Origin of the sequence: Pseudomonas sp. SBB6, from assembly GCF_024213215.1 — a bacterium.
GTDB lineage: Bacteria > Pseudomonadota > Gammaproteobacteria > Pseudomonadales > Pseudomonadaceae > Aquipseudomonas > Aquipseudomonas donghuensis.
In genome coordinates this window covers 18,751-32,144 of the sequence record NZ_JANAVH010000006.1, presented here as the reverse complement: position 1 = coordinate 32,144, position 13,394 = coordinate 18,751, and the positions used below count along the sequence as shown (strand labels likewise).

Below are 13,394 nucleotides of genomic sequence, written 5' to 3'. Positions count from 1 at the left end.
GGCGCTGCTGCCAGCGCCCGGTTTTCTCCCGTCACTCCTTGAAAAACCATTGCCGAGCCGCCGCCAGGCTTATCGGCCCGCGGTGCACCACCTTGTTGCCTTCGACGAACTGCCCGCGGTCATAGCGCTGACTGGCAAGCTTCAGGTGCGCGGCCTTGAAGTCGTCGACCGGGGTGTTCTCGGCCGCGTAGTGAAAGTGCGCATACCACAAGGGTTTGTTGGCGTGCAGCACCACGTACTCATCCAGGTACTCCTGCGCCCAGTCCCGGGTACTGGCCAGCGGCTTGCGCTTGACCAGCCGCTTGAGTTTCACCTGGCCCTTGCCCAGCAGGTACTCCAGCTCGCGCATGCTCGGCGCTTGCGCCAGGGCGGCCTCTACCCTCAGTTGCTCGCCGGTGTGCAACAGTTCGTCAGCGACTTCATCCAGCAGCTTGATCTGCAATGCTGCATCCGTGTTACCGGCCGCCTGATCGGTCTGGTTGTTCCGCGTCAGCGCCCGTTCGATGGCCTGGCGCTGCGCGGTCAGTGCACGCCGTCGGCGACCGGCTATTTCCTCGATTTCGATTGGCAGGTAGGTGCTTCTGCCCTGGTTTTTAAGGCGCTGGATATCTTGCCTGGCGAGTGCAGCAAGGCGCATGCCTTCACGCAGCAGGGCACTCAGATCGGCGTCTGCGACCTGTGGGGGCAGCGCTTGCTCGGGGGATATGGGCTCCCAGGTCCCAGTAAGCGGATCTTCACGGTAGGACGCACGGATACTGTCGTCCTGTGGGTTGTGGATGTCGACGATACCTTCACTGTCGCGCCGCTGTTGTCCTAGCAGCACGCCCTCATCACGGGTTTCGATCAGCCCTGGCACTTGCCGGTGCAACTGACGCAGGCTGCTGCGCTCAAGCAGCGGTTGCGGGTATTCGTCAAGGTCGGCGCGGGTTTCCTTGAGCATCAAGGTCAGGTCGGTTTCGAGCCTGGACACCAGGCTGTCGGCGGCCTGCTGACCGGGCAACAGGTTTTTCAGATTGCCCAGCTGGCGCAGCGCCGTGCTGAAATGGCGCTGGATGTTGTCCAGCACGCGGGCATGAACCTCTGCCTGCTCACGGCTCAAGGCCTGCAGGTTCATGCGCTGCAGCATGCCCTGCTCGATATTGCGCCAGCTGTGTTCGAGCCAGTAATCGCTTTCGCTGGCATCCTCGCTTGCCTCCACCAGCCTCAAGCGGTTGCTCATCACCTCGCTGCGCAGGGTGTACCAGTACAACCGCGATGCGGGGCGGGTGGCCGGTTCGTTGAGGCTCAGTTCCATCATCTGGATAGTGGGTTGACGGATGCTGGATAGCTTGTGCAGTTGCTCGCGGGTAGCGGTCAGGGTTTCGCTATGGCTGATCAGTTTGCCGAGCAAGTGGTCGATCTGGTCGAGCAGATCGACCTGCATTGAATGCTCGCTTGCGCCTGGCTCAGGCAAGGCTCCGTCGGTTTCCCTGACCGACTGGACAAAGCGCTGGCGCAACGGCTTGTACAGTTTGCCCAGGGTCGAAAGCATGGACAGCTGGCAACGTGCTCGTTCAAACAGGGCTTTTGCCTGCAGTGTCTTGTACTGATTGAGGGGGCGTTTTTCATTGCGTTCACGCAGCGTCTCTCGGTGTCGTTCGAAGTCCTGGGACAACGTTTCCATCTTGCCCAGATAGCCTTGCAGGATGCGCGGGTCGGTGTCGTCGGTGAGCTGCCGGGCAAATGCCTGCAGACGTTGCTGGCTGGCCAGTGCCTCGGCTTGCTGCGTGCGTAATGTCTGATCCAGGCTGTCGATCGACTGCTCCAGGTCAGCGGACTTGAGGCGATTGCGCAGAGGCTGCCCGCCGCGCAGGCGCAAGCGCAGATCGAGTGTCCAGCGCAGGGCCTCATCTCTTCTCAGCCAGGGCCCGGCGATAATGCGCGGTTGGTCGACGGCGGCATCGAATTGCACTGGATAGGCGCGAGCGCCCTGGGCGAAATAGAGTTGTTCGTTGTGCAGGTACAGGCCCTGCAGCGTGCCGTCCGCGATGGGGGAACCGAGCATTGAGGGCGACAGCGGGCTGGCCAGGCTTTCCAGGCGGTTGCTCTGCTCGGCTGTGAGGCGGTGGTCGGGGCGCGCCCAGCTGAAGGTCAGCTCGGCCTGCGGTTCGGGTAGCGGCGGGGTGACTGACGGCTTTGCCGGCACCCGTGCATAGGGGGGGCGCGACGGCGCCTCTGGCCTGATGCCCAGCCGGCGGGTGGCGTGCACGAACAGGACCATGGCGATGTTGATCAGCAGGTCGGCGAACGCCTGGCGATGTTCACCGGGACTGTTTTGTACATCGCTCACCAGCAGGCGCTCGGCACTGTCGAGGACCTGGATCATCCAGGCAATCTTGGCCACACTGCCCTCGAACAAGGGCAGCAAGGTGTTGAACATCAGCCAACCCAGTTGCTTCCAGGCGTCCCAACGCGATTGTGCGGTGCTGGTCGAGTGGCGTTTGGCCCGATCGACCAGCTCCTGGGCGCTGGCCTGGTAGATCAGGTCGTGCACTGCACCTTTGGCCAGGGCCACACCCAGGCTGGCAGGCGCAGGTATCTGCAGTTGTTCGAACTCGGCGCCAGGGACGAAGCGGTGAATGTGCGGCTCACGCAGGCCGCCCTTGGCATAAATCGGACGCGTACGTTCAGGCAGGCGGTCGAGCAAGTCATCCTGCAACGGACCGGTGCCGGCGAGCGCGTCGAACAGGGCAATCCGGTCGTGAAACTCCAACAGCGGTTCAGTATGCAATGGGCGATACAGCACGCAAGGGCCTTGCCTGATATCGCCAGGTTCGATCAGCCAGGCATTGAGTGGCGTATCGGCAGTAGCGCCGCTTGCGCGCAGCAGCGTCAGGGGCCTGAGTACGAAGGCCCCTGGCGATGCCTGGGCGAACAGAGCGTCCACCGCCTGGCAGGCCGGCAGGCTGATGCGCTTGTCGCGCAGATGCAGCTCCAGCGCCAGCAGCGGCAATTGCGTCTTCAGTTGCGTACTGAACAGCGCCCGCCGCGCCTGCACCTGATCGGGGTCGTCGAGCAATTGCCGTTGCAAGGTCTGCGGATACTGCCCGCCGATGTCCAGCTCACTCACCAAGGTGCGCACATAGGCTTCATTCATCCACTCGGGCAGGTGGGCACCGCTGAGTAACTGCAGGCTCACAGTGCCTGCGGCCAGCACACCGAGGTTGTCGATGGCCAGCTGTGCGAGGGAAAAGTTGACGACCTTGACGACACCATCGGTGATCAGGCTGCCTTGCCCGGGGATGGCGCTGGCGATGACTTGATGATTGGTGATCATTACGTCGCTGGCATTGAATCCCGCACCGGGGTGATCGTGCTCGATCCTCGCGTCCAGGGCCTTGCAGGCGAAGACCTCGGCGGTGTCGATGTCATCACGCCAGGTTTTACCGGCGGCCTCTCGATGTGATTGCGCCTGATTGATCAACAAGGTGCTGTAGCGGATGGCCAGTTCGCTGTCGAGTAGCCATGCCGGCAGCAGCAAGGCGATCTTGTTCTGTCGCTCCAGCTCCTGGGCGGTACACAGGTCCAGCATCGAGGTCGAGCGATCGATGATGGCGTTGAGCGCTGCCGCCTGCTCAGGCGTTCTCGATGCCAAGGCGATGACTTCGATCAAGCGCAAATGTTGTTTGAGAAAGCCGGCGGCCTGGGCCTCGAAGGCCGATGTCGGCGGTTGGCTGAATTGCGCTTGTGGAGCCGTGGATAGCAACGACCTGGGCCAGTTCATCGCTAGCATGTCGAGAAAACCCTGGGTTGACTCGAAGGGCGCCAGCGCACCCACCAGGGTAAACAGCATGGCCACTTGAGCTTTTGGTGGATCGGGAAAATCTTCGATCAGCAAGGCACTGGACAGGTCGGCATCGATAACCTGTGCTGGCGTCAGGTCTACCGTCACCTGCTGGACGCTCAAGCCTTGCAGATTGGCAAACCGGCTGCGTTGCCACGGTGTCGGAAAGGCCGCAACGATGCCGGCGGTAGCCGCTTGAGCCAGGGTCAGCTTGCCGGCGTTGACACTGACATCGATCGCATTCTTCATCAGCCTTTGCAGGTAGCTGGCGTACCAGCCCCAGGGCGTTTCACCGCGCTCGTCACTCAAGCTCCAGAAATCAACCAGCGCCTGCAGGAAGGCTTCGACGATCAAGGGGCCACACTCGTTGATCAGCAGTTCAAGGGTATGCAGGTCGACATTGAGTTGTACATCCTGGCCCTGTTGCGGGTAGCGGCTGAGATAGTCCTCGCCGTCATTCAGGTTCAAGGTGCTGCCCAGGCAGTATCGCTCGATCAGGACTTGAGGCAACTGGCGGATATGAACATGAGGTTCGGTGTGGCTGATCAGATAGAGCGTCAGCGGATTGTGTTGCAGTGGCAGTCGCCGTTGGCCCCAGTGCTCAAGCAGGATCTGGCCGGCGATTTCGAGCAGGGCGGGACGCTTGACGAAGCGCTTGGCAACCGCGCAGCTCAAGGTCGCCTGCTCGGCAATGGACTGATGGAGGGAAGGGACGGTCATCTGGCGAGGCTTCCAAAAAAGAAGGGGGGCCACATAAGACGATTGCGCCCGCATGAGCAGGCGGTAGCCGGTTACCACCCAGGCGTTACTACCAATTGACGAGACGGCACCTGCCAAGGACCGATTCGCGCCTGCCGTGCGGCTGCTTACCATCGGCTCAACTGCCTGTCATGCCGACAGGCCCGCACCGCACATGAGGCCCCCCATGATCTACGCGCCCCCTGGCTCACCTGATGCCTTGATCAGTTTCAAGGCTGTCTACGGCAACTACATCGGCGGCGAATTCGTGGCCCCGTTGACAGGCCAGTACTTCAGCAACAGCTCGCCGGTCAATGGCCAGGCCATTGCCGAGTTCCCGCGCTCTGCTGCCGCTGACATCGACCTGGCCCTGGATGCCGCCCACGGCGCGGCGCCAGCCTGGGGGCGCACATCGGTGCAGGAGCGCTCGCGGATCCTGTTGAAGATTGCCGATCGCATCGAACAGCACCTCGACGTGCTGGCCCTGAGTGAAACCTGGGACAACGGCAAGGCCATCCGCGAAACCCTGAATGCCGACGTACCGCTGGCCGCCGATCACTTTCGTTACTTCGCCGGCTGCATCCGTGCCCAGGAAGGCAGCGCCGCCGAGATCAACGAGCACACTGCCGCTTATCACTTCCATGAGCCGCTCGGCGTGGTCGGGCAGATCATCCCCTGGAACTTCCCGTTGCTGATGGCCGCCTGGAAACTCGCCCCGGCCCTGGCCGCCGGCAACTGCGTGGTGCTCAAGCCGGCCGAGCAGACGCCGCTGTCGATTACCGTGTTTGCTGAACTGATCGGTGACCTGTTGCCCGCTGGCGTGCTCAACATCGTCCACGGCTTTGGCCGCGAAGCCGGTGAAGCCCTGGCCACCAGCAAGCGTATTGCCAAGATTGCTTTCACCGGCTCTACCCCGGTGGGCTCGCACATCATGAAGTGCGCTGCCGAGAACATCATCCCCTCGACGGTGGAGCTGGGCGGCAAATCGCCGAACATCTTCTTCGAAGACATCATGCAGGCCGAGCCCGCGTTCATCGAAAAAGCCGCCGAAGGCCTGGTGCTGGCGTTCTTCAATCAGGGCGAAGTGTGCACCTGCCCGTCGCGGGCATTGATCCAGGAGTCGATCTACGAGCCGTTCATGGCCCAGGTCATGAAGAAGATCAGCCAGATCAAGCGCGGCAACCCGCTGGACACCGAGACCATGGTCGGCGCTCAGGCCTCCGAGCAGCAATACGACAAGATCCTTTCCTACCTGCAGATCGCCCGCGAAGAGGGCGCCCAGGTACTCACTGGCGGCGATTGCGAACGCTTGAGCGGTGATCTTGCCGGCGGCTATTACATCCAGCCGACCCTGCTCAAGGGCCACAACCAGATGCGCGTGTTCCAGGAGGAAATCTTCGGCCCGGTGGTCGGCGTGACCACGTTCAAGGACGAAGCCGAAGCCCTGGCGATTGCCAACGACACCGAGTTCGGCCTTGGCGCCGGGGTCTGGACCCGTGACATCAACCGCGCCTACCGCATGGGCCGCGGCATTCAGGCCGGGCGGGTGTGGACCAACTGCTACCACCTGTACCCGGCCCACGCCGCGTTCGGTGGCTACAAGAAATCCGGGGTCGGCCGCGAGACCCACAAGATGATGCTCGACCACTACCAGCAGACCAAGAACCTGCTGGTGAGTTACGACGTCAACCCGCTGGGGTTCTTCTGAAGGCCCGGATAACCTGAAAGAAACGGTTCCAAAGTAGCATTCGACCCGCACCGGCAACGGTGTATTAATAGGCGCACCGCAATCCTGTGGTGCCAGAAGAGGATGGACCTATGTGGAAAAAGCCTGCGTTCACTGATCTGCGTATCGGTTTTGAAGTGACCATGTACTTCGCCAATCGTTGATCCCTCTTGCGCCGGTCGCTGCTTGCAGCGGTCGGCGCTTCTGTTTCTGCCCGCCGATGGTCTGATTGCAATCGAAGGGGGATGCTTTAGGCTGGCGCTAATACAACAAGAATAGAGGCGTCCCATGAGCCCGAAGCTGAGCCAGTTGCGTAAGTTCGTCTCTCCGGAAATCATCTTCGGCGCCGGTTGCCGTCATCATGTCGCCAATTACGCCAAGACCTTTGGCGCGCGCAAGGTGCTGCTGGTCAGCGACCCAGGGGTGATCGCCGCCGGCTGGGTGGCCGATATCGAAGCCAGCCTGCAGGGCCAGGGTATCGATTACTGTCTGTTCACCGAAGTATCCCCCAACCCTCGGGTTGAAGAGGTCATGGCCGGTGCCGAGCGCTACCGTAGCGAACAGTGCGATGTGATCGTCGCGGTCGGTGGCGGCAGCCCCATGGATTGCGCCAAGGGTATCGGCATCGTGGTTGCCCATGGTCGGCACATTCTCGAGTTCGAAGGGGTCGACACCATCCGCGTGCCGAGCCCACCGCTGATCCTGATCCCGACCACCGCCGGCACCTCCGCCGACGTTTCCCAGTTCGTGATCATCTCCAACCAGCAAGAGCGCATGAAATTTTCCATCGTCAGCAAGGCGGTGGTGCCGGATGTGTCGCTGATTGACCCAGAAACCACCCTGAGCATGGACCCGTTCCTCTCGGCCTGTACGGGCATCGATGCGCTGGTGCATGCCATTGAGGCGTTCGTCTCTACCGGGCACGGGCCGCTGACCGACCCGCATGCGCTGGAGGCCATGCGCCTGATCAACGGCAACCTGGTGCAGATGATCGCCAACCCCGCCGACATCGCCCTGCGCGAGAAGATCATGCTCGGCAGCATGCAGGCCGGGCTGGCGTTCTCCAACGCGATTCTTGGTGCGGTGCATGCCATGTCCCATAGCCTGGGCGGCTTTCTCGATTTGCCTCACGGGCTGTGTAATGCGGTGCTGGTCGAGCATGTGGTGGCGTTCAACTACAGCGCCGCACCGGAGCGCTTCAAGGTCATCGCGCAAACCCTCGGTATCGATTGCCGAGGCCTGAGTCACAAGCAGGTCAGCCAGCGCCTGGTCGAGCACCTGATTGCGCTCAAGCATGCCGTGGGCTTTCACGAAACCCTTGGCCTGCATGGCGTCGGCATGACCGACATTCCCTTTTTGTCCCAGCATGCCATGGATGATCCGTGCATCCTGACCAATCCGCGCAGCTCCAGCCAGCGTGATGTCGAGGTGGTGTATGGCGAGGCCCTCTGAGCCAGCGGGCGACGCCCTGGCCGGGCTGCTGGGGCTGAGCAACCACACCGTACGCAAGAGCCACTACCCGGAACTGGCGGTGCGCCTTGAAGAGCTGGAAGCCGAACGCAATCGCTACAAGTGGCTGTTCGAGCATGCGGTACATGGCATCTTTCAGGCCAGCCTCGAGGATGGCATGCGTGCGGCCAATCCGGCGTTGGCGCGCATGCTGGGTTACCCGGACGCCCAGGCACTGGTGTTGTCGCGCAACGATCTGGCCAGCCATCTGTTCGCTGGCGGCCAGGATGAGCTACTGGCCATCGCTCAGGTGCTGCAGCGCGAGCAGGCGCTGATTGGCTATGAAACCCAGTTGCGCCGGCGTGATGGCAGCCACATCGATGTACTGATGAACCTGTTGTTGCGTCCGGACGAAGAGGGGGTGGTCGAGGGCTTTGTCGCCGACATCACCGAGCGCAAGCTGGCCCAGGAGCGCCTGCAGCAACTCAACGACCAGCTTGAACAACGGGTCGCCGAGCGCACCAATGAGCTGATCGAAGCCCGTGACGCCGCCCAGGCGGCCAACCGCAGCAAGGACAAATACCTGGCAGCGGCCAGCCACGATCTGTTGCAACCCCTTAATGCTGCACGGCTATTGATCTCGACCTTGCGCGAACGGCCTCTGCCCACGAGCGAGCAGCAGCTGGTGGAGCGAGCGCATCAGGCCTTGGAGGGCGCCGAAGATCTGCTGACCGACCTGCTGGACATTTCCCGTCTGGATCAGGCGACGATCAAGCCGGACCTGGACCTGTACCGCCTGGATGACGTGCTGGCGCCATTGGCCTCGGAGTTCCAGCCGGTCGCCGAGGCCGCCGGGCTCAGCCTGCGCATGCGCAGCGCGCGCCTGGCAATACGCACCGACCTGCGCCTGCTCACGCGAATCCTGCGCAACTTCCTCAGCAATGCCTGCCGCTATACCGAGCATGGACGCATCCTGCTCGGTGCGCGGCGGCGCGGCGAATCCCTGCGTCTGGAAGTCTGGGACACTGGCCGGGGCATTGCCGCCGACCGTCTTGAATCGATCTTCCTTGAGTTCAACCAATTGGACGTCGGCCGCGCTGCCGACCGCAAAGGGGTGGGGTTGGGCCTGGCAATTGTCGAACGGATCGCGCGGATACTCGATTACCCGGTCAGGGTCCGCTCCTGGCCGGGGCGCGGCTCGGTGTTCAGTATCGATGTGCCGCTCTCGAACGAGGCGCCGAGCGAGGCGCCCCTGTCGGCGCTGGCACAGCCCAGCGTGGGCGATCCGTTGCCCGGGCGCCGCCTGTTGGTGGTGGACAATGAATTGACTATTCAGCACAGCATGGCCGCACTGCTGCGCCAGTGGGGCTGTGAAGTGCTCACCGCCAGCGATTTTACCGGTGCCCTGGAGGTGCTCGAAGGCCGGGCGCCGGAGCTGATCCTGGCTGACTTTCATCTGGATCACGGCGTGACCGGCTGCGAAGTGGTGCGAGATTTACGCCGGCATTTCGCCCAGAGTATCTTTGCCGTGATGATCACCGCCGATCGCAGTGACCAGAGCCGTCGTGCCATGCAACGCCTGGGTGCGTCGTTGTTGAACAAGCCGGTGAAACCGGGCAAGTTGCGTGCGGTATTGAGCCAGTTGCTGAGTTGAAAGGGATCTTTGTTACAAGGTTTTTGTCGGAGAGTTACCGTTTGTCCCCGGGAAAGCGCCTACGGCGCAGTTTTTTTGTTATAAACCAGCGCCGGGGGAGGGCCATTAGCGCCTTTTCGGTCAAATCCACCGTCATTTCTGTTGCCCAGTGTGAATCTCGGCCTTAGACTGCCGCCCCCTGTAAATTGAGTGCCGGATGGTGCTTGAAGAATTCCGCTGCTGGCGAGCTGTTCGCCAGGAGCACCCGATTCGCCTTAATGCACGTATTTTTTATAGAGAAATCAATGACAAAGGAAAAGTTGCTGGCCATGCCGGCCGATGACTACATGAACGCTGAGCAATTGGCTTTCTTCACCGATCTGCTGCAGTCGATGAAGGTCGAGACCCATGAGCGCATCGAGAAAAACCGTGTAACCATCGAAAGCCTGGACACGCCTGCCGATCCTGCCGACGCCGCCTCGGTCGAAGAAGAGCGCCATTGGCTGGTCAACGCGATCGAGCGCGATCAGCGTCTGCTGCCACAGCTGGAAATGGCCCTGGGCCGGATTGCCGACGAAAGTTTCGGCTGGTGCGACGACAGTGGTGAGCCCATTGGCTTGAAACGCCTGCTGATCAGCCCGACCACCAAGTACTGCATCGAAGCTCAAGAGCGGCACGAGCAAATCGATAAGCACCAGCGTCAGGCCTGACACCGCGCAGGTGTCCGACAAAACCCCCGCAGAGCGATCTTCGGGGGTTTTGTTTTTCTTGCCCTGTATCAACAGCGGCAGTCTTACATCCAAGGAAGCATGGCTAATGGCCTAATAGTGGCGTTTAATGGCCGCACAACAAGATGTGTTGCGATGGAGCCAAAACATGATGCGAGAAGGATCTCTGCCCGGCGCCGTGGTTGAAGGGCAAGCTGCCCCGGACAACGATGTGCGGTGGTCAGACTCGGTTTTGCAGAGCCTGGTGCTGGCAGGGTTGCTGGCAGCCATGGCGTTTGCCGAGCTTTCGTTCTATATCTGCCTGCCCCTGGCCTTGCTGGCGCTGTGGTTGCCGCGCCTGCGCAAAGCCTCGGCCGCGCCGCAGATAACCAACGAGCCGTTGGCCGAGCTGACCCGCGACCTTTCCCGCACCACCAGCCACAACGCTTTGTCGGCAGCTGGCGTGGCGTTCTCGGTGCAACAGCTGGCGGACAAGCTGCAATCGCAACTGAACGCGGCAGCGCAGATTGTCAGTAGTGCCGAAGTGATGATCGGTACCGAGAAGGCTACTTCACAGTTGAGCCAGCAGGCCCTGGTCGCTGCCCGCAGCGCCCACGAAAGCAGCGCTGCCGGGCGTACGGTGCTGGCCGAGTCGATCCAGCGCATGCATCACCTGAGTTCACGGGCCACCGCCAGTCGCGAGTTGATCGAAGCCCTGCACCAGCGCAGCGAGGACATTGCCCGGGTCACCCTGGTGATCCAGACCATCGCCAGCCAGACCAACCTGCTGGCTTTGAACGCTGCGATCGAAGCGGCCAGGGCCGGTGACCATGGGCGCGGCTTTGCCGTGGTCGCCGACGAGGTGCGTGGGCTGGCTGGCCGTACTGCCAGCGCCACCGAAGAAGTCGGGCAGATGGTTGCCGACATTCAGCAACGTACGGCTCAGGTGGTCGAGCAGATCCGTGAGCTGTCGGATGACCTGCACAGTGGCGTGGACCAGGTCGAGCACACCGGAGAGCAACTGGACAGCATCGCCGGGCTGGCCGCCGGGGTCGAGCAGCAGATCGGCGAGATTGCCGAGGGCACCGAGACCAATCGGCTACAACTGGACAGCCTGTTCGAGGCGGTCGCACGGATGCGCAGCGACCTGCAGGTCAGCGACCAGCAAACCCAGTGCCTGGCCCAGGCTGCCGTGCAATTGGAAGGGCAGGCCGAAAGTATCAGCGAGCGCCTGGCCGAGGTCGGCCTGGATGACTATCACCAGCGCGTTTACGACCTGGCCCGCCAAGGCGCACAGCAGATTGGCGCACAGTTCGAAAACGATATCGCTCAGGGCCGGATCAGCCTCGAAGACCTGTTTGATCGTCATTACCAGCAACTGCCGGGCACCTCACCGGCACGCTACCGGACCCGCTTCGATCAGTACACCGACCAGGTCCTGCCGACGATCCAGGAGCCGCTGCTCAAACAGCATGAAGGCCTGGTGTTCGCCATAGCCTGCACCCAGCAGGGCTATGTGCCTACTCATAACAACGCCTTCAATCAGCCGTTGACCGGAGATCAGGCCCTGGACACCGCGCACAACCGCAGCAAGCGCAAGTTCGACGACCGAACCGGTATTCGTTGCGGTAGTCATCAACAGGCGGTGTTGTTGCAAACCTATACCCGCGATACGGGCGAGCTGATGCACGACCTGTCGGTACCGATCCAGGTACAAGGCAGGCATTGGGGTGGTTTGCGCCTGGGCTACCGGCCTCAGCAGAATTGACAGGGCTTTGTTACCTGCGATGTAAAACAGCTGTGCGCAGGCTGGCTTTTTCTGCGCACGGGCAGGTCTTATCATGCGTACATCGTTAGGTTGCTAATAAATTCCGGAGGGATTGATGAATAGCCAAGTCGATGTGGCGGTGATGATTGGCAGCGGCGTGCCAACGTCGCTACAGGCGCAGGGCAAGCGCGTGTGTTGGGTCGTGCTGGTCAACGGTGAGCGGCGCGGCACTGCCTTTGCCTGTCGCAATGAGGCCCAGGAGTGCCGTGCTGCCTGGCTGGAACAGATGAACATTGCGGGCCGGCCTGACGTCGCGCGTCAGGCCGGGTGAGGCCGACAGGGTTCAATTTTCAAGGTGGCGGGCCAGCGCGCAGGCTTCAGTATGCTCACGGCGAAAGCCTTTGACCCGACCGGTTGCCTGTTCGGTGATATGAAAGAAGCCGATGCCGGCGGGGACCACGACAAAGCGCGGCGGCCTGTTCAGGTTGTACCCAGCTGCATATTCCGTGTAGGAAACACCTCTAGCCTCTCGACGGAATTCAGTGTTTTCGTGCATATTCGCTTCCCTGTGTGCGATGGATGATTTCCTGGGGTCTGCCCTGTCGAAGGGCTTGCTCTCATCTATCGCACTTTTGTTGCGATAGTGCTGTCAGAAAAAGCGTTTCCGATTAAGGAAATCCGCTGAAAATCTGCAAACGGGCCAAGGCTTGCAGCAATGGGTAAGTATTCCTGCGCCTTGCTTTGCCTCTCTGCACAGACTTTTCACGCACTAATCTACTAGTCTTTCAGACTTCGAATTGAAGTACCGCTGCCTTGCGGGCGCCTCGTGGCCCGGTGGGGGAGTGGCGTGTAATCGGTTTTGAGGAATTCTTCTTTGGCAGTCAGCAATCTGGATACACATGCCCTGTTTGTTCTGGGCGACCTCAGGGCGAAACTGGTCAAACAGTTTCAATCGCGTTTTGTTTATGTCACCGAACAGAATGCGGAAGGCCTGTACATGTCCGAGATCGATACTGAAACCGCCTTGGTGGTGGATGACAAACAGCGCTTGGAGCTCAAGGTCGGTGATCATTTTCGCGCCGCCGTATTGCCCAGCCGTGAAGGTGGCAAGCTGGAAATTCGATTTCGCGAGATCAAGCTGACGGTGTACGGCCTGGGTGATTACGCCTTTGTCTCGGTACCGGAAGGCGAAGGCATCGTCTTCAAAGAAGGGCAGGGCGTAGTCTTGGTATTCGCCGCCCATGAGCAGTTGCAGGAGGGCCTGAGCAAGATCCTCAAAGCCGTGACCCGCAAGGTTGCCAAATGGCAGAAAGGTGAGTTGACCACCTTCAAGGCCAGCGAGTGAGCGAGCCTGTCGAACGCCCCAGTCGTGCCGACTTCCATGTCCGGCACCAGGCGCAAGCACGGGCCCTGGCCGAACAATGGCTATCGCAGCGCCCACAGATGCAGGCTGCCTGGTTCGATTGGGTGGCCACTGAGCTCTACAAACTGAGCCCGCCCGAGTATGCCGCTATGGTCCGCCGCGAGCTGCAGCAACTCAGCGGTTGATC

General features: G+C 61.3%; 11 protein-coding genes. 9 read left to right on the top strand and 2 right to left on the bottom strand.

Translation table 11 applies throughout. The features are described from left to right. Positions 1 to 31: 31 nt before the first annotated feature. Positions 32 to 4,543, bottom strand: a complete 4,512-nt coding sequence (locus NLX68_RS13650) for a hypothetical protein (RefSeq protein WP_254284437.1) — start codon at positions 4,541 to 4,543, stop codon at positions 32 to 34. A 205-nt stretch (positions 4,544 to 4,748) separates the two neighbouring features. Between NLX68_RS13650 and NLX68_RS13645 the strand changes: the two genes are divergently transcribed. The 7 genes from NLX68_RS13645 (at position 4,749) to NLX68_RS13615 (ending at position 12,175) form a co-directional block, all read left to right on the top strand. Continuing rightward, the gene (locus NLX68_RS13645) at positions 4,749 to 6,269 is read left to right on the top strand and encodes an aldehyde dehydrogenase family protein (protein ID WP_254284436.1); all 1,521 of its coding nucleotides are present in this window, start codon (positions 4,749 to 4,751) and stop codon (positions 6,267 to 6,269) included. A 110-nt stretch (positions 6,270 to 6,379) separates the two neighbouring features. Beyond that, positions 6,380 to 6,451 (top strand): pyrroloquinoline quinone precursor peptide PqqA, encoded by a 72-nt coding sequence (gene pqqA / locus NLX68_RS13640; protein WP_009394664.1) that lies wholly within the window; start codon positions 6,380 to 6,382, stop codon positions 6,449 to 6,451. Positions 6,452 to 6,575: 124 nt separating this feature from the next. Continuing rightward, complete coding sequence (ercA, locus tag NLX68_RS13635) at positions 6,576 to 7,739, top strand: alcohol dehydrogenase-like regulatory protein ErcA (protein ID WP_254284435.1); 1,164 nt, start codon at positions 6,576 to 6,578, stop codon at positions 7,737 to 7,739. Continuing rightward, positions 7,723 to 9,390, top strand: coding sequence for a NahK/ErcS family hybrid sensor histidine kinase/response regulator (locus NLX68_RS13630; RefSeq protein WP_254284434.1), 1,668 nt, complete (start codon positions 7,723 to 7,725; stop codon positions 9,388 to 9,390). The genes ercA and NLX68_RS13630 overlap by 17 nt, the downstream gene beginning before the upstream one ends. Positions 9,391 to 9,674: 284 nt before the next feature. Beyond that, positions 9,675 to 10,079: a TraR/DksA C4-type zinc finger protein gene (locus NLX68_RS13625; protein ID WP_254284433.1), complete on the top strand. Its 405-nt coding sequence runs from the start codon at positions 9,675 to 9,677 to the stop codon at positions 10,077 to 10,079. Between the two features lie 166 nt (positions 10,080 to 10,245). Then, a complete protein-coding gene (locus NLX68_RS13620; RefSeq protein ID WP_254284432.1) occupies positions 10,246 to 11,844 on the top strand; it encodes a methyl-accepting chemotaxis protein in 1,599 nt (532 codons plus the stop codon). A gap of 115 nt (positions 11,845 to 11,959) precedes the next feature. After that, positions 11,960 to 12,175, top strand: coding sequence for a hypothetical protein (locus NLX68_RS13615; RefSeq protein WP_254284431.1), 216 nt, complete (start codon positions 11,960 to 11,962; stop codon positions 12,173 to 12,175). Between the two features lie 12 nt (positions 12,176 to 12,187). On the opposite strand, the gene NLX68_RS13610 is transcribed toward NLX68_RS13615, so the two are convergent. Further along, positions 12,188 to 12,400, bottom strand: a complete 213-nt coding sequence (locus NLX68_RS13610; RefSeq protein ID WP_036994446.1) for a hypothetical protein — start codon at positions 12,398 to 12,400, stop codon at positions 12,188 to 12,190. A gap of 318 nt (positions 12,401 to 12,718) precedes the next feature. Between NLX68_RS13610 and NLX68_RS13605 the strand changes: the two genes are divergently transcribed. Together NLX68_RS13605 and NLX68_RS13600 are read left to right on the top strand one after the other, a co-directional pair. After that, on the top strand, positions 12,719 to 13,189 hold the full coding sequence (locus NLX68_RS13605) for a hypothetical protein (protein ID WP_254284430.1): 471 nt from the start codon (positions 12,719 to 12,721) through the stop codon (positions 13,187 to 13,189). Continuing rightward, the gene (locus tag NLX68_RS13600) at positions 13,186 to 13,392 is read left to right on the top strand and encodes a hypothetical protein (RefSeq protein WP_254284429.1); all 207 of its coding nucleotides are present in this window, start codon (positions 13,186 to 13,188) and stop codon (positions 13,390 to 13,392) included. The genes NLX68_RS13605 and NLX68_RS13600 overlap by 4 nt, the downstream gene beginning before the upstream one ends. Positions 13,393 to 13,394 lie beyond the last annotated feature (2 nt).